The 20,890-nt window shown below is 64.4% G+C and carries 17 protein-coding genes; 8 read left to right on the top strand and 9 right to left on the bottom strand.

Annotated features, from left to right (window positions below; all coding sequences use genetic code 11):
* Window positions 1-109 precede the first annotated feature (109 nt).
* The 4 genes from AAFF19_RS16125 to AAFF19_RS16110 form a co-directional block, all read right to left on the bottom strand.
* Window positions 110-826 (bottom strand): SUMF1/EgtB/PvdO family nonheme iron enzyme, encoded by a 717-nt coding sequence (locus tag AAFF19_RS16125; protein ID WP_342720553.1) that lies wholly within the window; start codon window positions 824-826, stop codon window positions 110-112.
* Between the two features lie 234 nt (window positions 827-1,060).
* Window positions 1,061-2,014 (bottom strand): porin, encoded by a 954-nt coding sequence (locus AAFF19_RS16120; protein ID WP_342721866.1) that lies wholly within the window; start codon window positions 2,012-2,014, stop codon window positions 1,061-1,063.
* A gap of 489 nt (window positions 2,015-2,503) precedes the next feature.
* Window positions 2,504-2,980, bottom strand: a complete 477-nt coding sequence (bfr, locus tag AAFF19_RS16115) for a bacterioferritin (RefSeq protein WP_182119779.1) — start codon at window positions 2,978-2,980, stop codon at window positions 2,504-2,506.
* Window positions 2,981-3,135: 155 nt separating this feature from the next.
* Window positions 3,136-3,954: an FTR1 family protein gene (locus AAFF19_RS16110; RefSeq protein WP_342720552.1), complete on the bottom strand. Its 819-nt coding sequence runs from the start codon at window positions 3,952-3,954 to the stop codon at window positions 3,136-3,138.
* Between the two features lie 392 nt (window positions 3,955-4,346).
* Between AAFF19_RS16110 and ahpC the strand changes: the two genes are divergently transcribed.
* Window positions 4,347-4,922: an alkyl hydroperoxide reductase subunit C gene (gene ahpC / locus AAFF19_RS16105; protein WP_008905986.1), complete on the top strand. Its 576-nt coding sequence runs from the start codon at window positions 4,347-4,349 to the stop codon at window positions 4,920-4,922.
* 161 nt (window positions 4,923-5,083) lie between these two features.
* Window positions 5,084-6,694 (top strand): alkyl hydroperoxide reductase subunit F, encoded by a 1,611-nt coding sequence (ahpF, locus tag AAFF19_RS16100; RefSeq protein WP_342720551.1) that lies wholly within the window; start codon window positions 5,084-5,086, stop codon window positions 6,692-6,694.
* A gap of 189 nt (window positions 6,695-6,883) precedes the next feature.
* Here the strand turns inward: ahpF and AAFF19_RS16095 are convergent, their stop codons facing one another.
* Window positions 6,884-7,705 carry a pyruvate, water dikinase regulatory protein gene (locus tag AAFF19_RS16095; RefSeq protein ID WP_008905984.1) on the bottom strand — a complete coding sequence of 274 codons (822 nt, stop codon included), beginning with the start codon at window positions 7,703-7,705 and terminating at the stop codon, window positions 6,884-6,886.
* Between the two features lie 204 nt (window positions 7,706-7,909).
* On the opposite strand from AAFF19_RS16095, the gene ppsA reads away from it, so the two are divergent.
* The 3 genes from ppsA (at window position 7,910) to AAFF19_RS16080 (ending at window position 12,785) form a co-directional block, all read left to right on the top strand.
* Window positions 7,910-10,300 carry a phosphoenolpyruvate synthase gene (gene ppsA, locus AAFF19_RS16090; RefSeq protein ID WP_342720550.1) on the top strand — a complete coding sequence of 797 codons (2,391 nt, stop codon included), beginning with the start codon at window positions 7,910-7,912 and terminating at the stop codon, window positions 10,298-10,300.
* A gap of 63 nt (window positions 10,301-10,363) precedes the next feature.
* Window positions 10,364-10,702 carry a DUF4212 domain-containing protein gene (locus AAFF19_RS16085; protein ID WP_182119775.1) on the top strand — a complete coding sequence of 113 codons (339 nt, stop codon included), beginning with the start codon at window positions 10,364-10,366 and terminating at the stop codon, window positions 10,700-10,702.
* Window positions 10,695-12,785, top strand: coding sequence for a VC_2705 family sodium/solute symporter (locus AAFF19_RS16080; protein WP_342720549.1), 2,091 nt, complete (start codon window positions 10,695-10,697; stop codon window positions 12,783-12,785). The genes AAFF19_RS16085 and AAFF19_RS16080 overlap by 8 nt, the downstream gene beginning before the upstream one ends.
* Window positions 12,786-12,861: 76 nt before the next feature.
* Here AAFF19_RS16080 and AAFF19_RS16075 read toward each other — a convergent pair whose 3' ends face one another.
* The 3 genes from AAFF19_RS16075 to AAFF19_RS16065 all read right to left on the bottom strand — a co-directional run bounded on the left by AAFF19_RS16075 (window position 12,862) and on the right by AAFF19_RS16065 (window position 14,786).
* On the bottom strand, window positions 12,862-13,221 hold the full coding sequence (locus AAFF19_RS16075; protein ID WP_008905980.1) for an FKBP-type peptidyl-prolyl cis-trans isomerase: 360 nt from the start codon (window positions 13,219-13,221) through the stop codon (window positions 12,862-12,864).
* 151 nt (window positions 13,222-13,372) lie between these two features.
* Window positions 13,373-13,681 (bottom strand): winged helix-turn-helix transcriptional regulator, encoded by a 309-nt coding sequence (locus AAFF19_RS16070; protein WP_063462008.1) that lies wholly within the window; start codon window positions 13,679-13,681, stop codon window positions 13,373-13,375.
* 199 nt (window positions 13,682-13,880) lie between these two features.
* Window positions 13,881-14,786: a LysR family transcriptional regulator gene (locus AAFF19_RS16065; protein WP_008905978.1), complete on the bottom strand. Its 906-nt coding sequence runs from the start codon at window positions 14,784-14,786 to the stop codon at window positions 13,881-13,883.
* Between the two features lie 121 nt (window positions 14,787-14,907).
* Between AAFF19_RS16065 and AAFF19_RS16060 the strand changes: the two genes are divergently transcribed.
* The 3 genes from AAFF19_RS16060 to AAFF19_RS16050 are packed head-to-tail and all read left to right on the top strand — an operon-like array spanning window position 14,908 to window position 18,155.
* Window positions 14,908-15,864 (top strand): hydroxymethylglutaryl-CoA lyase, encoded by a 957-nt coding sequence (locus AAFF19_RS16060; protein ID WP_342720548.1) that lies wholly within the window; start codon window positions 14,908-14,910, stop codon window positions 15,862-15,864.
* A 23-nt stretch (window positions 15,865-15,887) separates the two neighbouring features.
* Window positions 15,888-17,102: a CaiB/BaiF CoA-transferase family protein gene (locus AAFF19_RS16055; protein WP_182119773.1), complete on the top strand. Its 1,215-nt coding sequence runs from the start codon at window positions 15,888-15,890 to the stop codon at window positions 17,100-17,102.
* 36 nt (window positions 17,103-17,138) lie between these two features.
* Window positions 17,139-18,155 (top strand): tripartite tricarboxylate transporter substrate binding protein, encoded by a 1,017-nt coding sequence (locus tag AAFF19_RS16050; protein ID WP_008905975.1) that lies wholly within the window; start codon window positions 17,139-17,141, stop codon window positions 18,153-18,155.
* Window positions 18,156-18,347: 192 nt separating this feature from the next.
* Here AAFF19_RS16050 and rpoD read toward each other — a convergent pair whose 3' ends face one another.
* The gene (rpoD, locus tag AAFF19_RS16045) at window positions 18,348-20,720 is read right to left on the bottom strand and encodes an RNA polymerase sigma factor RpoD (protein WP_342720547.1); all 2,373 of its coding nucleotides are present in this window, start codon (window positions 20,718-20,720) and stop codon (window positions 18,348-18,350) included.
* Window positions 20,721-20,890 lie beyond the last annotated feature (170 nt).

Here is a 20,890-nt window from a genome sequence, read left to right as displayed (position 1 = left end):
CCTTTTTGCTTTATGAGAACCTGATTACGAGCTTTTCGAGCTCGCACAAGAGGGGCGCGACGGCAGGTCGTGCGGTTTGCGGGCATAGAGAAGATCCCCTCTCTTGGCCCTAAGGCTTCGGGTCGTACGCGCAGCGAAAGCCGATGTACACCGCATAAAAGTCCGCAGGCTTCCAGGCCTCCACCTCCGCGCGCATTTGCGATGCGGGATACCACCAGGACCCACCCATCGTGCGCCGCTCGTCGCCGCGTGCATCGGCCGCCCATTCCCACACATTGGCGCCCATGTCGTGCAGACCGTTCACCCCGGCTGCAGTGCCGTTCACAGGCGCGGCGCGGGGCCAGGGGTCGGGGTCGCTGGTGTTGGCGCCCTGCGGGCTCTGGCCTGTTGTCCAGGGGTAGGTGGTGCCACGCACCCAGGGCGCGGGCGGTTGGCTGCGCAGCTCGGTGAAACCGGCGGCGCGCCACTCGGCGGCGGTGGGCAGACGGCCACCCGCCCATCGGCAGTAGACCTGGGCCTCGGCGTGGGTGAGGTGCACGGCGGGCAGCTGGTCGCTGTCTGGCACTGCACCGTCTGGGCGCTGCCAGGTCCAGCCTGCGCGGCGTTGCCAGCCGCCTGCGTATTCAAAACCGCCGCCTTCGCGCTCGGCACGGGTGGTGGTGCCGGTGGCTCGCGCGTAGCGTGCAAACTGGGCGATGGTGACTTCGGTCTTGTCGATGCGCAGGCCGCGCAGGTCGTCCAGCACCACGGGCGCTGTGGTCTGGGCAGACGCGGTCAGGGCCCAGAACGTCAGGGTGGCGCTGGCTGCGTACATGAGTTTTTGCATGTTCCCTTGCTCCCCGGTTGAGATCCAGCGCGGCATTCCCCTGCCGGTGTGGCGCAGAGTATCTGCCGCCCGGAAAGCCTGTGTGCGGGGCCGGATTTGGTGCGCTTCGGGCCCGCGACACGCATGCACCGGCCTGCAGGGGGCACAAAAAACCCCGCAACTCCAGAGGAGCGCGGGGTCATTCGCTGTGTGTCTGCCCTCCCACCAGTCAGGGCAGCAGCTTGGGGTTGGTCATCAGAAGTTGTGGCGCACGCCCAGGGCAACGGAGCTGAAGTCGTCGCCGGCCGTGCCCACGCCATAGCTTGCGCCCTGGCTGTTGTTGATGCGGGTGTACAGGGCGTAGACCTTGGTGCGCTTGCTCAGGTTGTAGTTGTAGCCCAGCGTGAATTGCGTGGCAGCGCTGTCGCTCACGTTGGAATACTTGCCCGCGCGGCCCACATTCAGGTGGAACTCCGACGCATCCATCATGTAGGCAACGGCCAGGCGCAGGTTGGTGCGGTTGCCGCCGTTGGCGATGAACACGTTCTTGTCGCGCTGCACGTAGGCGCCCAGCACGAAAGGGCCGGTGGTGTACGAAGCACGCACGGCAAACTGGCGCTGGTCGTCCAGCCGGGAATAGCCGGCGCCCAGGCCCAGGGCGCCAATCTCGTAGTTGGCGGCCAGGTCCAGGCTGTTCTTTCCACCGGTGCCGCTGGGTTGCTCGTGCAGGGACACGCCAGCCTCAACCGTTGCACCACCCAGGCTGGGGGTGCGGTAGGCGATCTTGCTGGTGTCGCGCGCGGGGTAGGCATACAGCGCATCGGCCGACGAACCGGTGTCGTGGTTGTGCATGCTGATGTAGTCCGCCGTGGCGTAGTACGACTCGGACGTGAAGTTGCCCAGGCGCACCATGCCGAAGCCACCCGAGAGGTTCACTTCGCTCTGGCGGGCGTAGCCGTTCGACGCGCCGGTGCGGGGGTCAATGCCGCTTTCGAACTGGAAGCCTGCCGTCATGCCGCCGCCCAGGTCTTCCACGCCCTTGAAGCCGATGCGGGAGGAGTTGTTGGCCATGGCCGTGGCCGACGTGTCGCCCTCTTTCTGGTGTTCGGCGGACACATTGATCCGGCCGTACAGCGTGACGCTGCTCTGGGCCAATGCGGCGGTCGTGCCCAGCAGTGCCAGCGCGGCAATGGCGCTGTGTTTCATCATGGAGTTCATAAAAGGTTCTTGATCAAATTTTGTTTGACGACGGGTGATCACGGGCCAGGGACGCGGAGGGTGCGCACCCCTGGCCATCGCTACAAGCAAGATAGGTGCCTGTGGTGATGTGATCGTTGCCTATATGCAACGGAGGCGAATGGTAGTGGCCCGGGTTGCCCGCCGCCAGAGGGGTAAACGCTCTGGCCTCCTGGCTTGTATGCCGCATGCAACAGACGCTCTTGTCCGATGCCTTTAGCTGTTGACAAAGGCCGTGCCAGGAACGCCAACGCAGGGGCTGCGCGAGGTTGCTGCCCGGCCGGGATGTGAGGTCGCTGGTGGCAACTGCACACCTGGTGCCGTGCCCCGCAGGTACCTGCCCCTGCACAGAAATACGGATGTGCGCCGCGAATGTGATTCCCTGTGAGACATAAAAAAACGGGCCTCGGCCCGTTTTCTCTTCGCTAGCCTGCAGTGAGGCGCTCTCATGAAACCGTGGCGTTACTCCACGTCACCCATCTGCGACTGCAGGTAGTTCTGCAGGCCCACCTTGCCGATCAGCTCGATCTGGGTTTCGAGGAAGTCGATGTGCTCTTCGGTGTCGTCCAGGATCTTTTGCAGCAGGTCGCGCGAGACATAGTCGCGCACGCTTTCGCAGTGGGCAATGCCGTCCTTGATGGTGGCCTGGGCGCCTTGTTCCGCGCGCAGGTCGCAGGCCAGGATCTCCGGAACGTCCTCGCCCACTTGCAGCTTGGCCAGATCCTGCAGGTTGGGCAGGCCGTCCAGCGTGAAGATGCGGTCCATCAGCCAGTCGGCATGCTTCATCTCGCCGATGGATTCCGAATACTCCTTCTTGGCGAGTTTGTCGAAGCCCCAGTGCTTGAGCATGCGGTAGTGCAGGAAGTACTGATTGATCGCGGTGAGCTCGTTCTTGAGCTGGGCCTGAAGATGGCCGATGACCTGTGCGTCGCCTTTCATGGGGACTCCTTGCTATGTCGTGTTGTGTGGATGCGGCCCCGATTGTCGTGAGCTGCACCAAGCCTTGCAAGGCAAGCCCCTGCGCGCGGGCAATGGCTGCGTGTGATGCTGAGTTGTGTTCGCATCTGGCTGCTGCAAGGAAGGGACCGGGGCAGTTACCCCGCTTGGCGCGTTGTGCCCACTGCGCGCCCGGCCGACATGGGCAGGGCAGCCTGCGCCGCTGCCCTGCGGTCGCGCCAGTGCGCCAGGCCCAGCCACAGGGTGGGCACCAGCACCAGGGCCAGCGATATCAGCTGCGCAATCCGCCCCTCGGCCAGATCTTCGGTGGCGGCATGCCACCAGGCGTTGTCGATGAACGGAATGGATGCTGTCTCGGTGAACTCATGCAGCGCATAGACCACCAACTGCACGGCGAACACCGCCATGAACCATGCGGTGACGCGAAAAAACCGTGCCAGATTCACCGCGCGGCCATAGCGCGTCCAGGCCCAGGCAATGGCAATGGCCAGCGCCAGGCCCGCGATGCCGCCCCAGGCCATGTAGGCCAGGTCAGCACTGCGGCCCAGGGCTGCAAGCATGGTGGCGGTTTCCACGCCCTCGCGGCCCACCATGAAAAGGGCAAACAGGAACACCGCAACCCAGGCGCGCGGGCCCTCCAGCACGCTGGCGCGGTCCATGCGTTGGGCGATGACCCGGCCCATGCCCTGGCCCGCGCTGCGCATGTGCACCGCACACCACGCCACGGTGGCTGCCGCAACCAGCGCCATCACACCTTCCGCCGCAGGCGACAACGCGCCAACGTGCGACAGCACCCAGCCCAGCACCACCGAGAGTGCTGCGGCCACCCCCACACCTGCGCGCAGCGGCACAAGCAGCTGCGTGCGCCCCGTCTTGCGCAGGTACAACGTGGCAATGGCAACCACCAGCAGGGCTTCCAGCCCTTCGCGAAAGCAGATCAGAAGTGTTTGGAACATGGTGATGAATTTGCTATGAATAAATGAGCTGCTTGCGCATGTTGGTAAAGCGCTGAAGGCAGTTTTGACCAATATTTCTGGTGCCAGATCGGGTTGTGTACGGCCAGCAGGGCCACGCCGCGCGGTGCCCCGATCTTATTAGCAAACGCGAATCATTTGCATTTGTTTTGTTGATATGACGCAAAGCCCGTTTGTCACAGGGTTGTGCTGCTTCCTGCGCGCTGCAATCCTTCCAGCGGGGTGGGGCAATAGTCGCGGCACCCACGCTGCCCTGGAGAGGCGATGTATAGTCGTAGACAATTGATTCAATGAAATCAATTAATTGGATTGATTGCTAGGAAAGGCCTAGACTTCAGTCCTGTTCAGTCAACCAACCCATAAAGGAAACAGCAATGTCCCTGATCAATACGCAAGTTCAGCCCTTCAAGACCACTGCTTTTGTCAACCGCAATGGCAAAGGCGAGTTCATCGATCTGACCGAAGCCGACCTGAAGGGCAAATGGTCCGTGCTGATCTTCATGCCCGCAGCCTTCACCTTCAACTGCCCCACCGAAATCGAAGACGCCGCCGACAACTACGCTGAGTTCCAGAAGGCCGGCGCAGAGGTCTACATCGTGACCACCGACACCCACTTCTCGCACAAGGTGTGGCACGAAACGTCGGACGCCGTGGGCAAGGCCAAATTCCCTCTGGTGGGCGACCCCACGCACCAGCTGACCAACGCGTTCGGCGTGCACATCCCTGAAGAAGGCCTGGCGCTGCGCGGCACGTTCGTGATCAATCCCGATGGCGTGATCAAGACGATGGAAATCCACTCCAACGAAATCGCCCGTGACGTGTCGGAAACCCTGCGCAAGCTCAAGGCTGCCCAGTTCACCGCCGCCAACCCTGGCCAGGTCTGCCCCGCCAAGTGGAAGGAAGGCGCCAAGACGCTGACGCCTTCGCTAGACCTGGTCGGCAAGATTTAAGCAATCTGGTTCTTCGGCCCCAAAGCCGGACAGCGTCATGGCGCCTGTGCGCCATGCCGTCCGGCTTTTTTACGCCCGGACGTTGACATGCAGGCTTGAACTGCAGCCCTATTGGCTTCAACCTCCCCCACATCACAACTCCAAATTCAAAGGACACCACCATGCTCGACGAACAACTCAAGACCCAACTCGCCGCCTACCTGGAGCGCGTGCAGCAGCCGTTTGAGCTGGTGGCTTCCCTGGACGACAGCGAGACGGCGCGCGACATGCGCGAGCTGCTCGTGACCATCCAAACCCTGCGCAGCGACAAGATCACCCTGCGCACCGACGGCAACGATGCCCGCAAGCCATCCTTCAGCCTGCAGCGCGTGGGCGCCAGCAACAGCCTGCGCTTTGCCGGCCTGCCGCTGGGCCATGAATTCACCTCGCTGGTGCTGGCCCTGCTGTGGACGGGCGGCCACCCGCCCAAGGTCGAGCAGGACGTGATCGATTCCATCAAGGCCCTGGATGGCGACTTCAATTTCGAGGTCTACATGAGCCTGACCTGCCACAACTGCCCGGACGTGGTGCAGGCGCTGTCGCTCATGGCCATCGTCAACCCCAAGATCAAGACGACCGTGATCGAAGGCGGCGCCTTCCAGCAGGAAGTGAACGACCGCGAAATCATGGCCGTGCCCATGGTGTTCCTGAACGGCCAGGTGTTCGGCTCGGGCCGCATGACCATCGAAGAAATCGTGGCCAAGCTCGACACTGGCTCTGCCGCCCGCGAAGCCGCCAAGCTCAGCGCCAAGGACCCGTATGACGTGCTCATCGTCGGCGGTGGCCCTGCAGGTGCCGCGGCCGCCGTGTACGCCGCCCGCAAGGGCATCCGCACCGGCGTGGCTGCCGAGCGCTTTGGCGGCCAGGTGAATGACACGCTGGCCATCGAGAACTACATCTCGGTGCTCGAAACCGACGGCCCCAAGTTCGCCGCCGCGCTCGAAGCCCACACCCGCGCCTATGGCGTGGACATCATGAACCTGCAGCGCGCCGACAAGCTCATCCCCGCCGCGCAGCCCGGTGGCCTGATTGAAGTGCAGCTGGCCAACGGCGGCTCGCTCAAGGCCAAGACGGTGATCCTGTCCACCGGCGCCCGCTGGCGCAACGTGAACGTGCCTGGCGAAGCCGAGTACAAGAACAAGGGCGTGGCCTACTGCCCGCACTGCGACGGCCCGCTGTTCAAGGGCAAGCGCGTGTCCGTCATCGGCGGCGGCAACAGTGGCGTGGAGGCTGCGATTGACCTCGCTGGCGTGGTGGCCCATGTCACGCTCATCGAGTTTGCCGACCAGCTCAAGGCCGACGCCGTGCTGGTCAACAAGCTCAAGAGCCTGTCCAACGTGACCATCCACACCAACGCGCAGACCACCGAGATCACCGGCGCCGATGGCAAGGTCAACGGCCTCAAATACAAGGACCGCGCCACCAATGTGGAGCACACCGTGCAGCTTGAAGGCGTGTTCGTGCAGATCGGCCTGGTGCCCAATACCGAATGGCTCAAGGGCACGGTGGAGCTGTCGCGCTTTGGCGAAATCACTGTCGATTCGCACGGCCGCACCAACATCCCCGGCGTGTTTGCGGCGGGCGATTGCACCACCGTGCCTTACAAGCAAATCGTGATCGCGGCGGGTGACGGGTCGAAGGCGGCACTGAGCGCGTTCGACCACCTTATCCGCATGCCGGTGGTGGCATCGGCCGCAGCCCCGGCAGCGCAGCCGGTGGCAGAACCTGCCTGAAATTCAGGTAAAAAAGGGCTTCGGCGCTTGATGGTAAAGCGCTGGCAGCTATAAAAATATGAGCGACGTGGTGCGTTGGCACCCGTCGCTCTTTTTATGCCCGGGCTCTGTACGCAGAGCAGGCCACCAGCCTTTGCCCCCTCGCTGCTCGCCACACGCCTGGCGCCATGGGGCGTACCGGCAGGGGCTTCAATACACCAGCCTCTCCGGCCGGATCTCCTGCAGGATGGTGGTGGCGATTTCCTCGATGGACTTGGTCGTGGTCGAGAGCCACCGAATGCCCGAGCGGCGCATCATGGCCTCGGCCTCGGCCACCTCGTTGCGGCAGTTGAGCAGGTCTGCGTACTTCGAGTTGGGGCGGCGTTCGCTGCGGATCTCGGACAGGCGCTCGGGGCTGATGGTCAGGCCGAAGATCTTGCTGCGAAACGGCACCAGGGCCGGCGGGAGCTGGCGGCGTTCAAAGTCCTCGGGAATCAGCGGGTAGTTGGCAGCCTTCAGCCCGCATTGCATGGCCAGGTACAGGCTGGTGGGGGTCTTGCCGCTGCGGCTCACGCCCACCAGGATCACATCAGCGCCCGCCAGGTCGCGGTTGCTCTGACCGTCGTCGTGGGCCAGGCTGAAGTTGATGGCCTCGATGCGGTCGGTGTACTCCTTGCTGCGGCTCACGTCGCTGAAACGTCCCACGCGGTGGTGCGAGCGGATGCCCAGCTCTTCCTCCAGCGGGTGGACAAAGGTGCCAAACATGTCCAGCAGCATGCCTTTGCAGCCTTCCTGGATGACCTTGAGCACTTCCATGTTGACCAGGGTGGTGAAGACGATGGGCTTTTTGCCCTCCACCTCGCCTGTGTGGTTGATCTGGCGCACCGCCTGGTGGGCCTTGTCGGCGGTGTCGATAAAGGGCAGGCGCACATGGCGCGGCTTCATCTCGAACTGGGCCAGGATGGCGTTTCCAAAGGTTTCGGCGGTGATGCCGGTGCCGTCAGAGACAAAAAATACGGTGCGCGAGTGCATGGAGCCCCTTTTTGAAAACGTCAGCCCGCCGCCAGTAGTGGGGGCCTACAATTGTCACAATTATCTGATTCTCACCATGCACCGCGTCGGCACACAACCACAACGACAAAGCCGCAGCCTGTGCATGGCCGCTCGCCCACCGCTCCTGCGTACAGCACGAGGCGGGCGCGCAGACGACCCGGTTTCAACTTCTGGAGCTTTCCCATGTCTGCACTTTTCAGCCCGACCGCCCTGGTCGTACCGTTTGAAAACCTGAGAATGACCGATGTCGAGGTCGTTGGCGGCAAGAACGCCAGCCTCGGCGAGATGATCTCCCAGCTGCCGCAGGGCGTGCGCGTGCCCACCGGCTTTGCCACCACCGCCCACGCGTTCCGCGACTTTCTGGCCTACGACGGCCTGGCCGACAAGATCAGCGCCAAGCTCAAGAGCCTGGACACCGAAGACGTGCGCGCCTTGGCGCAGGTGGGTGCCGAAATCCGCGCCATGGTCGAGGCACAGCCTTTTCCGGCCGACCTGCAAAAGGCCATTGCCGACGAATTTGCCAAGCTGAGCGCTGGCAACCCCGCTGCCTCTTTTGCCGTGCGCTCGTCGGCCACGGCCGAGGACTTGCCTGATGCCTCGTTTGCCGGCCAGCAGGAGACCTTCCTGAACGTGGTGGGCATCGACGAAGTCATGCACAAGATGAAGGAAGTGTTTGCGTCGCTGTACAACGACCGCGCCATTTCCTACCGCGTGCACAAGGGTTTCGAGCACGATGTGGTGGCCCTGTCGGCCGGCGTGCAGCGCATGGTGCGCTCTGATCTGGGCGCCGCAGGCGTGATGTTCACCATCGACACCGAATCCGGATTTGAAGACGTGGTCTTCATCACCAGCAGCTACGGCCTGGGTGAGACGGTGGTGCAGGGCGCCGTGAACCCCGACGAGTTCTACGTGCACAAGCCCATGCTCAAGGCGGGCAAGAAGGCGCTGATCCGCCGCAACCTGGGCAGCAAGCTGATCCAGATGGTGTTCTCCACGCCCGAGGAAAAGGCCGCCAGCGGCAAGCTGGTCAAGACCATTGACGTGCCCACCGAGCAGCGCAACCGCTATTCGCTGACCGATGCTGACGTGGAGCAACTGGCCCGCTACGCGCTGGTGATCGAGCAGCACTACGGCCGCCCCATGGACATCGAGTGGGGCAAGGACGGCACCGACGGCCAGCTCTACATCCTGCAGGCCCGCCCCGAGACCGTGAAAAGCCAGGCCAAGGGCCAGGCCGAGCTGCGCTACAAGCTCAAGGGCCACGGCACCGTGCTGGCCGAGGGCCGCGCCATTGGCCAGAAGATCGGCACCGGCCCGGTGCGCCTGGTGCACAACATTTCCGAGATGGACAAGGTCCAGCCCGGGGATGTGCTCGTCACCGACATGACCGACCCGAACTGGGAGCCCGTGATGAAGCGTGCCAGCGCCATCGTCACCAACCGGGGTGGCCGCACCTGCCACGCGGCCATCATTGCGCGCGAGCTGGGCATTCCGGCCGTGGTGGGCTGCGGCGATGCCACCGAGCGCCTGACCGATGGCACGCTGGTCACCGTGAGCTGCTCCGAGGGCGACACCGGCAAGATCTATGACGGCCTGCTCGAAACCGAAGTCACTGAAGTGCAGCGCGGCGCGATGCCACCCATCAAGACCAAGATCATGATGAACGTGGGCAACCCCCAGCTGGCGTTTGACTTTGCCCAGCTGCCCAACGAAGGCGTGGGCCTGGCGCGGCTGGAGTTCATCATCAACAACAACATTGGCGTGCACCCCAAGGCGATCCTGGACTACCCCCAGATCGACGCCGACCTGAAGAAGGCCGTGGAGTCCGTGGCCCGTGGCCATGCCAGCCCCCGCGCGTTCTACGTGGACAAGGTCGCTGAAGGCGTGGCCACCATTGCCGCCGCCTTCTGGCCCAAGCCCGTCATCGTGCGCCTGTCGGACTTCAAGTCCAACGAATACCGCAAGCTGATCGGCGGCAGCCGCTACGAGCCCGAGGAAGAAAACCCGATGCTGGGCTTCCGCGGCGCAGCCCGCTACATCAGCGAAGATTTCGGCGAAGCCTTCGCGATGGAATGTGAAGCCTTGAAGCGCGTGCGCAACGACATGGGCCTGACCAACGTGCAGGTGATGGTGCCGTTTGTGCGCACACTGGGCCAGGCCGAGCGCGTGACCAAGCTGCTGGCCACCCATGGCCTGCAGCGTGGCAAGGATGATCTCAAGGTCATCATGATGTGCGAGGTACCCAGCAATGCGATCCTTGCTGACCGCTTCCTGGAGTTCTTCGACGGTTTCTCCATCGGCTCCAACGACCTGACCCAGCTCACGCTGGGGCTGGACCGCGACTCGGGCCTGGAGCTGCTGGCGCAAGACTTTGACGAGCGCGACCCTGCTGTCGAGGCGCTGATCCACCAGGCCATCAAGGCCTGCCTGGCGCAGGGTAAGTACATCGGCATCTGTGGCCAGGGCCCAAGCGACCACCCTGATTTCGCGCAGTGGCTGGCCAAGGAGGGCATTTCGTCGATTTCGCTGAACCCTGACAGCGTGATTGCCACCTGGCAGCAGCTCGCAAGCTGACGCGCGGGGCGGCCATGCGCAATCTGCACCACCTGACACAGCGTCCGTGATGCCGTGCCCGTGATGCAGCCGCCCCCGCCGCCCTCCCGATCTCCCGACGCTGAAATGGCGGGCCCGTTCCCGCCCGATCTGCACGATGTGCGGCATCTGAAGCTCAAGGCCGGGTTGCTGTTGCTGTGGGTGGCGGTGACGTTCGTGGCCACCTATTTCGCCAGAGACCTGCAGCAGCGCGTGTTCGGAACCTGGCCGCTGGGTTACTGGATTGCTGCCCAGGGGGCCGTGCTGGTGTTCATCGGTATCGTGGTGGCCTATGGCTGGGCCATGAACCGTTTCGAGCGCCAGGATGCCGAACGCAATGCGGCGCAGGCGTCGCCCGATGCTGCGGACCGCCCCCATGGCTGACCAAACCGCGTCTGGCGCCGACCGCGCCTATCTGTGGCGGCTGCACCGCATTCTGGCCCTGTACATCTTCGGGGTGCTGGCCTTTCTGGCGCTGATGACCTGGGCAGAGCGGCAGGGGCTCTCGCGGCACTGGATTGGCCCCATCTTCCTGTTCCTCACGGTGATGGTTTACGCAGGCATCGGCGTTTACGGCCGCACCACGGACCCGGAGGAGTACTACGTGGCCGGGCGGCGCATTCCGCCCATGTACAACGGCATGGCGGCAGCGGCAGACTGGATGAGCGCCGCGTCGTTCATCAGCCTGTCCGGGGCGCTGTACCTGCAGGGCTTTTCGGGCACACCGGGGCAGGCAGGGGGCCTGGCCTATCTGCTGGGGTGGACGGGAGGCTTCTGTCTGGTGGCCATGCTGATTGCGCCGCACCTGCGCGCCATGGGCTTGTACACGGTGCCGGACTTCTTCCATGTGCGCTTTGGCGGGCGCTGGCCGCGGTTGATTGCGGCGCTGGCGGCCGTGTTGTGTTCGTTCACCTATGTCGTGGCGCAGATCTATGGGGTGGGGCTGATCGCTTCGCGCCTGACAGGGGTGCAGTTCGAGATCGGCATCATGCTCGGGCTGGGCGGGGTACTGCTGTGCTCGTTCCTGGGCGGCATGCGCGCCATCACCTGGACGCAGGTGGCACAGTATGTGGTGCTGCTGCTGGCGTTCCTCATACCCGTGTCGTGGCTGGCGTACAAGCAGCTGGGCAACCCTTTGGCGCCGCTGGTCTATGGCACGCAGATCAGCAAGATCGCCGATCTGGAGGCACAGCTCCTGGACTCCCCGGCCGAACACCAGGTGGTACAGACCTACCTGCGGCGCGCGCAGGATTTTGAAGAACGGCTGCGCGACGTGGAGGGCGCCCTGGAGCGCGAGCGCGAGAGAGGCCGCGAGCGCATCCGCGCGCTGCGCGCCCAGAATGCCGAGGTGGGCCTGATCGTCACCGCCAGCCGCGAACTGGCCGCGTTGCCCCGGGACGCTGCTGCTGCCCGTGAGCGCTGGACGCGCGAGATGCGCGAGAACTATGAACGTGCGCGCCCCCTGGGCGGCCTGCCGTTGCACAGCCAGGCGTACGTGGGCGACCCGAACGGAACGCCCGAAGAGCAGCGCGACTACGAGCTCACGCGCCGCAACTTCCTGGCGCTCATGTTCTGCCTCATGGTCGGCACCGCGGGCCTGCCGCACCTGCTCACGCGCTACTACACCTCGCCCACGGTGTCGGGGGCGCGCGCGTCCGTGGCGTGGTCCCTGTTCTTCATTGCCCTGCTGTATCTCAGCGCCCCGGCGCTGGCTGTGCTGGTGAAGTTCGAGGTCATGCAGAACCTGGTGGGCAGCAGCTTTGAAGCTCTGCCCAACTGGATGGCGCAGTGGGCGCGGGTGGACAGTTCGCTCCTGTCGGTGGAGGACGTGAACGCCGACGGTATCGTGCAGTTTGGCGAGATCCGGCTGGGGGCCGACCTCATCATGCTGGCCACGCCAGAACTGGGCGGACTGCCCTATGTCGTATCCGGCCTGGTGGCGGCCGGAGGGCTGGCGGCGGCGCTCTCTACCGCAGACGGATTGTTGCTGACCATCAGCAACGCCCTGGTGCGCGATCTCTACTTCCAGGACACGCAGCGTGAAGCCTCTCCCGAGCAGCGTGTGATTTTGACCAAGTTCGCGCTCCTGGCGGTGGCCCTGTCGGCGGCGTTTGTGGCGGCGCTCAAGCCGTCCGAGATCCTGCCCATGGTGTCGGCGTCGTTTTCGCTGGCCGCGTCGGCTTTTGTGCCGGTGATGGTGCTGGGCATATTCTGGCGCGGCACGACGCGGCAGGGTGCCGTGGCAGGGATGCTGGCGGGGCTGGGTGTGGCGGTGTACTACATGCTGTCACACGTGCCTGCCATGAGCGTGCTGCCCGCGTGGATGCTGGCCGACGGGCTGTGGTTCGGCATCCAGCCCATCTCGGCGGGCGTGTTCGGTGTGCCCACAGGGCTCGTCGTGGCGGTGGTGGTGAGCTGGCTGACGCGACCCGCACCGCCTCAGCCGCGTGTACGCACAGAGATGTAGCCAGGCAACAAAAAAGCGGCCACAAGGCCGCTTTTGCAGGGTGGAGACGGGCGTCGCCCGCCGGAAATTTCAGGTGTCAGCGGCCCACCTTGAGCAGTTCCACATCAAACTTCAGCGTGGCGTTGGGCGGAATCACGCCGCCTGCGCCGCGTGCGCCGTAGCCCAGGGCTGCGGGGATGATCAGGGTGCGCTGGCCGCCCACCTTCATGCCCTGCACGCCTTCGTCCCAGCCCTTGATGACCATGCCGGCGCCCAGCGAGAACTCGAACGGGTCGTTGCGGTCGCGGCTGGAGTCGAACTTGGCGCCTTGTTCGCCGTTGTTGTAGAGCCAGCCGGTGTAGTGCACCGACACGTTCTGGCCCTTGGTCGCCTCGGCGCCTTCGCCCACGGTGGTGTCTTCGTATTGCAGGCCGGATGCGGTGGTGGTCAGTGCCATGGGGATTTCCTTGAATGCTATTAAAAATATAGCTTCTAGCGCTTGACTATCAAGCGTTAGAAGCTAATTTGGCCTTAAATTTTACGACAGCGCCGCAGTGTGGTGTGGTGCCGTACCCAAGGCCTCACATGACGACGGGATGCGGTCCCCTTCAGGCCTTCTTGGCGCGGCCTGCAACCCAGCGGGTTGCGAAGGCCTGCACGTCGGAAAGGCGCTTGAGCAGGTCGGCGCCCGAAGGCGTGACGGTGTAGCCATCGCTGCCGTGATCCACAAACCCTGCCTCGCGAAGTTCCTTGATGCGGGTGTTCAGCGTGTTGGGGGTGATGCCCCCGACGCTGTCCTGCAGCAGGCGGAACGTCTGGGGGTGACCGTCCTTCAGGGCCCACAGCACGCGCAGCGCGTACCGGCATTCGAGCCGCTCGAACAACTGGTTGATGGCGACATTTTCTTTGGAGCTCATGGACGCTTCTCCTCGCGCAAGTGTTGGATCAAATTTCATTCGGGCGGGTGTTCCCCGGGCCCCCTGATGCGCTGAGACTATAGCGCGGAACCCATTTTGCTACAAGTTTAGTAGCTCAGAACGCACACCACACATGCGCTAGGCCCAGAAAAACTCATGTTACAACTTAAACTGTTGCGATCAGGCCACGTTGCTGCGGTCAGTCCGGGCGGGCCAGGCCTGCCAGGTGGCTCACCAGGAGCTGGGCGGCGGGCGTGAGGGTCTGCGCGCTGCGAAAGCAGATGGCAAAGCGCCGCCGCGCCCAGGGATCGCTCAGCGGAACCACCCGCAGCGGGGCGGTCTGGGCAAAGGGCAGGGCCACTTCGCGGGGCACCACGCTGATGGCCAGGTTGGCCCGCACCACCCGCAGGGCGGCATCAAAGTTGGACACCAGCACCCGGTGGACGAGGGCTTTGCCTTCCACGGCTGCTGCACGTGTCAGCAGCACCTGCACGGCACTCAGCGCAGGCATGCTGACGAACTCGTAGCCCAGCACATCGGCAAAGCGCACGCTGCTCTGCGTTGCCACCGGGTGCGAGGTGTGGGCCACCACGGCGAGATGGTCGGTGCGGTAGGCGCGGGTTTCCAGGCCTGAAAGGTCCGCAGCGTCCCAGCAGATGCCGATCGAGGCGCTGCCGTCGCGGATGCCCTGCACCACGTCGGGGCTCACGCGTTCTTCCATGCTGACCTGGATGTCGCGGTGGGCGGGGTCCTGAAGAAAGGCCGCCACATCGTCGGCCAGCGATTCGGCCATGACCGATGCCGTGACCAGCATGCGCACATGGCCCCGGGTGCCGGTGGCGTAGGCCGCCATGTCGCGCTCGATCTGCCCCACGCTGGCCAGCATGGTGCGCGCGTGCTCCAGCAGGGTTTCGCCGGCCGGCGTGGGCACCACGCCGCGGCGCCTGCGCAGCAGCAGCGGCGTGCCCACCGTGTCTTCCAGCTGCGCCAGGCGTTTGCTGATGGCCGATCCCACGATGGATTCCTGCTCGGCCACGCGCGCAATGCTGCGCTGCTCGCACACGGCGGCAAACAGCCGCAATGTTTGCAGGTCGAGGTCGCGCATGGGGCCCTTGCTGGTTTGATATTCCAGGTGGGAATCTTAGAGCTTCCGAAATTGATTTTCTGTTTCTTTTTGGAATTTCTAGAATGGATAAACACCAAGCACCCAACCCAGGAGACAGCCCGTGCAAACGACCACCGCCCATCCCACGCCCCTGCGCGCCATTGTCCGCGAGGTGGGCCTGCGCGACGGGCTGCAGAGCATTGCCACCGTGGTCTCCACCGCGCACAAGATCGAGTGGATCAACGCTGCCTACGCCGCCGGCCAGCGCGAGATCGAGGTGGGCTCCTTCGTGCCCGCCCGCCTGCTGCCGCAGCTGGCCGACACTGCGCAGGTGCTGGCCCATGCCAAGAGCTTGCCGGGGCTGGTCGCCTCGGTGCTGGTGCCCAATTTCAAGGGTGCCGAGCGCGCGCTGGAGCAGTGCGCCGACCTCATGATCGTGCCGCTCTCGGCCAGCCATGCCCACAGCCTGGCCAACCTGCGCAAGACCCCCGATGAAGTGGTGGCCGAAGTGGCGCGCATCCGCGCATTGCGTGACGCCAGTGGCAGCCGCACGCTGATCGAAGGCGGCGTGGGCACGGCCTTTGGCTGCACCCTGCAGGGCGAAGTGGCCGAGAGCGAAGTGCTGCGCCTGATGCAGGCGCTGCTGGATGCAGGCGCCGACCGCGTGAGCCTGGCGGACACCGTGGGGTATGCCGACCCCGCCTCGGTCGCCCGGCTGTTTGAGAAAGCGCGCGCCCGGGTGGGCGACCGCCTGGCCTGTGCGCATTTCCACGACACGCGTGGCATGGGCCTGGCAAACGTCTATGCCGCGTGGCAGACGGGTATCACCCGCTTTGATGCCTGCCTGGCCGGTATCGGCGGCTGCCCACACGCGCCCGGTGCCAGCGGCAATGTCACTACCGAAGACCTGGTGTTCATGCTCGAACGCATGGGCGTGACCACGGGCATTGACGTGCGCGCGCTGCTGGCGCTGCGCCAGCGCGTGGCGGGCTGGCTGGCGGTGGAGACCCTGCACGGCACGCTCTGGCAGGCGGGCCTGCCCCGCAATGCCGCACCCGCTGCACTGCAAGCGGCCTAACCACCATTTTTTAACGCTGCACCATGAACGACACACAGCCCTCTACACCATCCCCACGCCTGCCCCTGGAAGGCCTGCGCGTGGTGGAGTTCACCCACATGGTCATGGGCCCCACCTGCGGCATGGTGCTGGCCGACCTGGGGGCCGAGGTCATCAAGGTCGAGCCCGTGGACGGTGACCGCACGCGCCACCTGCTGGGCGCAGGCGCGGGCTTTTTCCCCATGTTCAACCGCAACAAGAAAAGCATTGCGCTCGACCTGCGCAGCCCCGAGGGCCTGGAGGTGGCGCGCAAGCTCGCGGCCTCGGCCGATGTGGTGGCGCAGAACTTCAAGCCCGGCGTGATGACGAAATACGGCCTGGACTATGCCGCGCTGAGCCCGATCAACCCGCGCCTCATCTACGTGAACCACACGGGCTTTTTGCCCGGCCCCTACGAGCACCGCACGGCGCTGGACGAGGTGGTGCAGATGATGGGCGGCCTGGCCTACATGACCGGGCGCCCCGGAGACCCGCTGCGCGCGGGCACCAGCGTGAACGACATCATGGGTGGCATGTTTGGCGCCATTGGCGCCATGGCGGCGCTGATGCAGCGCGGTATCACCGGGCGCGGGCAGGAGGTGGACTCGGCCCTGTTCGAGAACAACGTGTTCCTCGTGGGCCAGCACATGATGCAGTACGCCGTCACCGGCCAGCCGGCAGCCCCCATGCCCGACCGCATCTCGGCGTGGTCGCTGTATGACGTGTTCAGTGTGAAGGACGGCGAGCAGATCTTTCTGGCCGCCGTGAGCGACGCGCAGTGGATCACCTTTTGCGATGCCCTGGGCTTCGCCGACCTCAAGGCCGATCCGGGCCTGTCTAACAACAACGACCGCGTGCGCGCGCGTGGCACGCTGCTGCCCGAGCTGCGCAGGCGCCTGGCCGCACACAGCGCGGCCGAACTGGCTGCCATCTTCGAGAAGCACGGTCTGCCCTTTGCGCCCATCCTGCGGCCCGAGCAGCTGTTTGACGACCCGCACCTCAATGCCACCGGCGGCCTGGCGGACATCACGCTGCCCGATGGCGAGCGCGCCGGACAGACGGCACGCACCACCCTGTTTCCCCTGCGCATGGATGGGCAGCGGCTGGGCGTGCGCCTGCAGCCACCGGTGCTGGGCCAGCACACCGCCGAACTCATGGCGCAGCTGGGCTACAGCCCCGAGCAGCTGCAGGCCCTGCAGGCGCAGGGCGCCGTGGCCTGAACCCACGCATTCCCATCACAACACCGGAGACAAACCATGACAGACAACACGGCACGCAGCACCGTATCCCCCTCACAGAACGCACAGCGCCTCACAAGGCGCACGCTGCTCGCAGCCGCCATGACCAGTGCCGTGGTGCCCGCGTGGACCTTTGCCCAGGGGGCAGACAGGCCGGTGCGCCTGGTGCTGCCTGTCAGTGCGGGCTCGGGGGTGGATGGCGTTGCGCGCGTGCTGGGCCCCAGCCTGGGCAAGGCGCTGGCGCGGCCGGTGGTGGTGGAAAACTACCCCGGCGCCGGCGGCATCACGGGCACGACGATGATCGTGAAGGCGCCCAAAGACGGCTCCATGCTGGGCATGGTGTCCAACAACCATGCCGTCAACCCCAGCGTGTTCAAGAACATTCCGTATCACGCGGTGGACGACATCACGCCGATCACCCTGATTGGCGCCACACCCTTTGTGCTGGTGGCGCACCCTTCGGTGGCGGCCAAAAACGTGCGCGAACTGGTGGCCCTGGCCAAGGCCCAGCCGGGTGTGCTGAACTACGGTTCGTCGGGCAACGGCACCATCCTGCACCTGGCGGCGGAGATGTTCGTGCACGAGGCGCAGGTGGATATCAAGCACATTCCCTACCGGGGCATGGGGCCGCTGACGGCCGATGTGCTGGGCGGGCAGATCCAGATGGCGTTCATCGCCGTGGCCGTGGCGGCGCCCCATGTGAAGTCGGGTGCGCTGCGGGCCATAGGCCTGTCGTCCACCACACGCTCCCCGCTGCTGCCCGACCTGCCAACGATTGCCGAACAAGGCCTGCCCAACTACGCCCTGGACGGCTGGGTGGCCGTGGTGGGGCCGGCCGGTCTGCCTCGGGCAGAAGTGGACCGGGCCTACAACGCCGTGCGCAGCGCCGTGGCAGCACCGGAAGTGCGCGAGGCCCTGCTGGCGCAGGGCTACCAGCTGCAAAGCCCCGCGCCCGATGCCACGGCTGCGTTCTTCCGCAGCGAGGTGGATCGCATGGCCAAGCTGGTCAGGCAGTCCGGGCTGAAACTGGATTGAATGCTCATGTTTTTATAGCTGTTAGCGCTTATCCATAAAGCGCTGGAGCCATATTTCAATCAAATTTTGAGCGACGGCGTGCCCGCTGCGGCAGGCACGCCAAAAAGCACAACGCCCCAGCACCATGGTGGTATCTGGGGCGACCGATGCAGCCCCGTTGCCAAGGGCCTGCCCATGTGACCGCAATGCGGTTTACAGCGAGTCGATAAAGCTGCGCAGCTTGTCCGAGCGCGAAGGGTGCTTGAGCTTGCGCAGCGCCTTGGCTTCGATCTGGCGAATGCGCTCGCGCGTCACGTCAAACTGCTTGCCCACTTCTTCCAGGGTGTGGTCGCTGGTCATTTCGATACCGAAGCGCATGCGCAGCACCTTGGCTTCGCGGGGGGTCAGGCCATCGAGGATGTCCTTGACCACATCGCGCAGGCCGGCCTGCATGGCGGCTTCGATAGGCGCGGTGTTGGCACCGTCCTCGATGAAGTCGCCCAGGTGGCTGTCGTCGTCGTCGCCGATGGGGGTTTCCATCGAGATCGGCTCCTTGGCGATCTTCATGATCTTGCGGATCTTGTCCTCGGGGATCTCCATCTTGGCCGCCAGGATGGACGCATCGGGCTCAAAACCAAACTCCTGCAAGTGCTGGCGGCTGATGCGGTTCATCTTGTTGATGGTCTCGATCATGTGCACCGGGATGCGGATGGTGCGCGCCTGGTCGGCAATGCTCCTTGTGATGGCCTGGCGGATCCACCAGGTCGCATACGTCGAGAACTTGTAGCCACGGCGGTATTCGAACTTGTCCACCGCCTTCATCAGGCCGATGTTGCCTTCCTGGATCAGATCGAGGAACTGCAGGCCGCGGTTGGTGTACTTCTTGGCAATCGAGATCACGAGGCGCAGGTTGGCCTCGATCATTTCCTTCTTGGCATCGCGCGAGGTGGCTTCACCTTCGTTCATGCGCTTGTTGATGCCCTTGAGCTCCGCCAGCGGCACCACCACGCGCGACTGCAGGTCCATCAGCTTTTGCTGCAGGTCCTGGATGGGCGGTACGTTGCGCGCAATGATGGACGACCAGGGCTTGCCGGCAGCGGCCTGCTTCTCTACCCACTGCAGGTTCAGCAGATTGGGCGGGAAGTCCTTGATGAACGTCTCCTGGGGCATGCCGCACTTGTCCACGATGATGCGGCGCAGCTCGCGCTCCTTCTTGCGCACGTCGTCCACCTGGCCGCGCACCATGTCGCACAGCTTCTCGATGGTCTTGGCGGTGAAGCGGATGGTCATCAGCTCTTCCGACAGGGCCTTCTGCGCCTTCTGGTAGTTGGGCGTGCCGTAGCCTTCCTTGTCGTACACCTTGTGCACTTTTTCAAACAGCTCGCGCAGCTTGTCAAAGCGCTCCAGCGCCTGCTTCTTGAGCTCTTCGAGCTTCTTGGTCAGCGCCTTGCTGCCGCCCTTGCCGTCGTCATCGTCGGCCTCGTCGAATTCATCGAAGTCTTCTTCGGCCACATAGTCGTCGGCCTCATTGGGGTTGGAGAAGCCGTCCACGATGGTCGAGATGACGACCTTGCCTTCGCGGATCTCTTCGCCCATGTTGAGGATCTCGGCGATGGTGGCGGGCGATGCGCTGATCGCCTCCATCATGGCCATCAGGCCGCCTTCGATGCGCTTGGCGATTTCGATTTCGCCTTCGCGGGTCAAGAGCTCCACGGTGCCCATCTCGCGCATGTACATGCGGACCGGGTCGGTGGTGCGGCCGAATTCCGAGTCCACGGTCGAGAGCGCGGCTTCGGCGGCTTCTTCGGCTTCTTCCTCGGTAGCGCCAGCGGGGGCGTTGTCCGTGATGATCAGCGCTTCGGCATCGGGCGTCTGCTCGTACACCGCCACGCCCAGGTCGTTCAGCGTGGTGATGACGGCTTCGAGGGTTTCGGCATCGACCAGCTTGTCGGGCAGGTGGTCGTTGATTTCAACGTGCGTGAGGTAGCCGCGTGTCTTGCCCAGCTTGATCAGGGCCTTCAGGCGCGCACGGCGCTTGGCCATGTCTTCTTCGGACAGGACGGTTTCGTCCAAGCCGAACTCCTTCATCAAGGCGCGTTCCTTCGCCTTGCTGATCTTCATGCGCAGGGGCTTGACCTTCTCGACCGTGGCTGCGGTTTCGGTGGTCTCTTCGACTTCACCTTCCAGGTCGGCTTCGATGTCCGACAGGTCGGTGTCGTCGCCACCTTCGTCGCTGGCGGCTGCAGCCTTGGGCTTGCGTCCGCGCTTGGCAGGGGCCTTGGCTTCGGCGGCGCCTGCCGCCTTGGCGGGGCGGCCGGGGCGCTTTTTCGGGGTGTCGTCGTCTTCGGATACTGCGGCGGCCTTGGCGCGGGCAGGCTTTTTCTTCAGCAATTCATCGGCAGCTTTGGTCAGCTCGGCAGAACTTTTCACGGGCACAGTTTTCACTTTCTTGGCAACCGGGGCGGGCGCGGCGGCGGCCTTTTTGGGGGCAGCCTTGGCCGGGGCTTTGGCAGCGGTTTTGGAGACAGCCTTGGCGGCGGGCACTGGAGCAGACTTGGATGGCTTCGCGGACTTTTGAGCGGGCATGGAACAACCTCAGGATCAAAAACGGACACAAAGAAAACGCAAGCGCCTCAGGTCCCGGCGCGGGTGGCAACGCAAAGCTACAAGGGCTTTGCGCTTGAGGGGAGGCCCTCAGCGGCAAGATGTCTGGGCGATCATTTGGTGTGCAGTCCTTGCGATGGGTGGACGGTTGT

The sequence above is a fragment of the Acidovorax sp. FHTAMBA genome (genome assembly GCF_038958875.1).
GTDB lineage: Bacteria > Pseudomonadota > Gammaproteobacteria > Burkholderiales > Burkholderiaceae_C > Acidovorax.
Note: the sequence above shows the minus strand (reverse complement) of the source record. Positions and strands in the feature narration are given on the sequence as shown.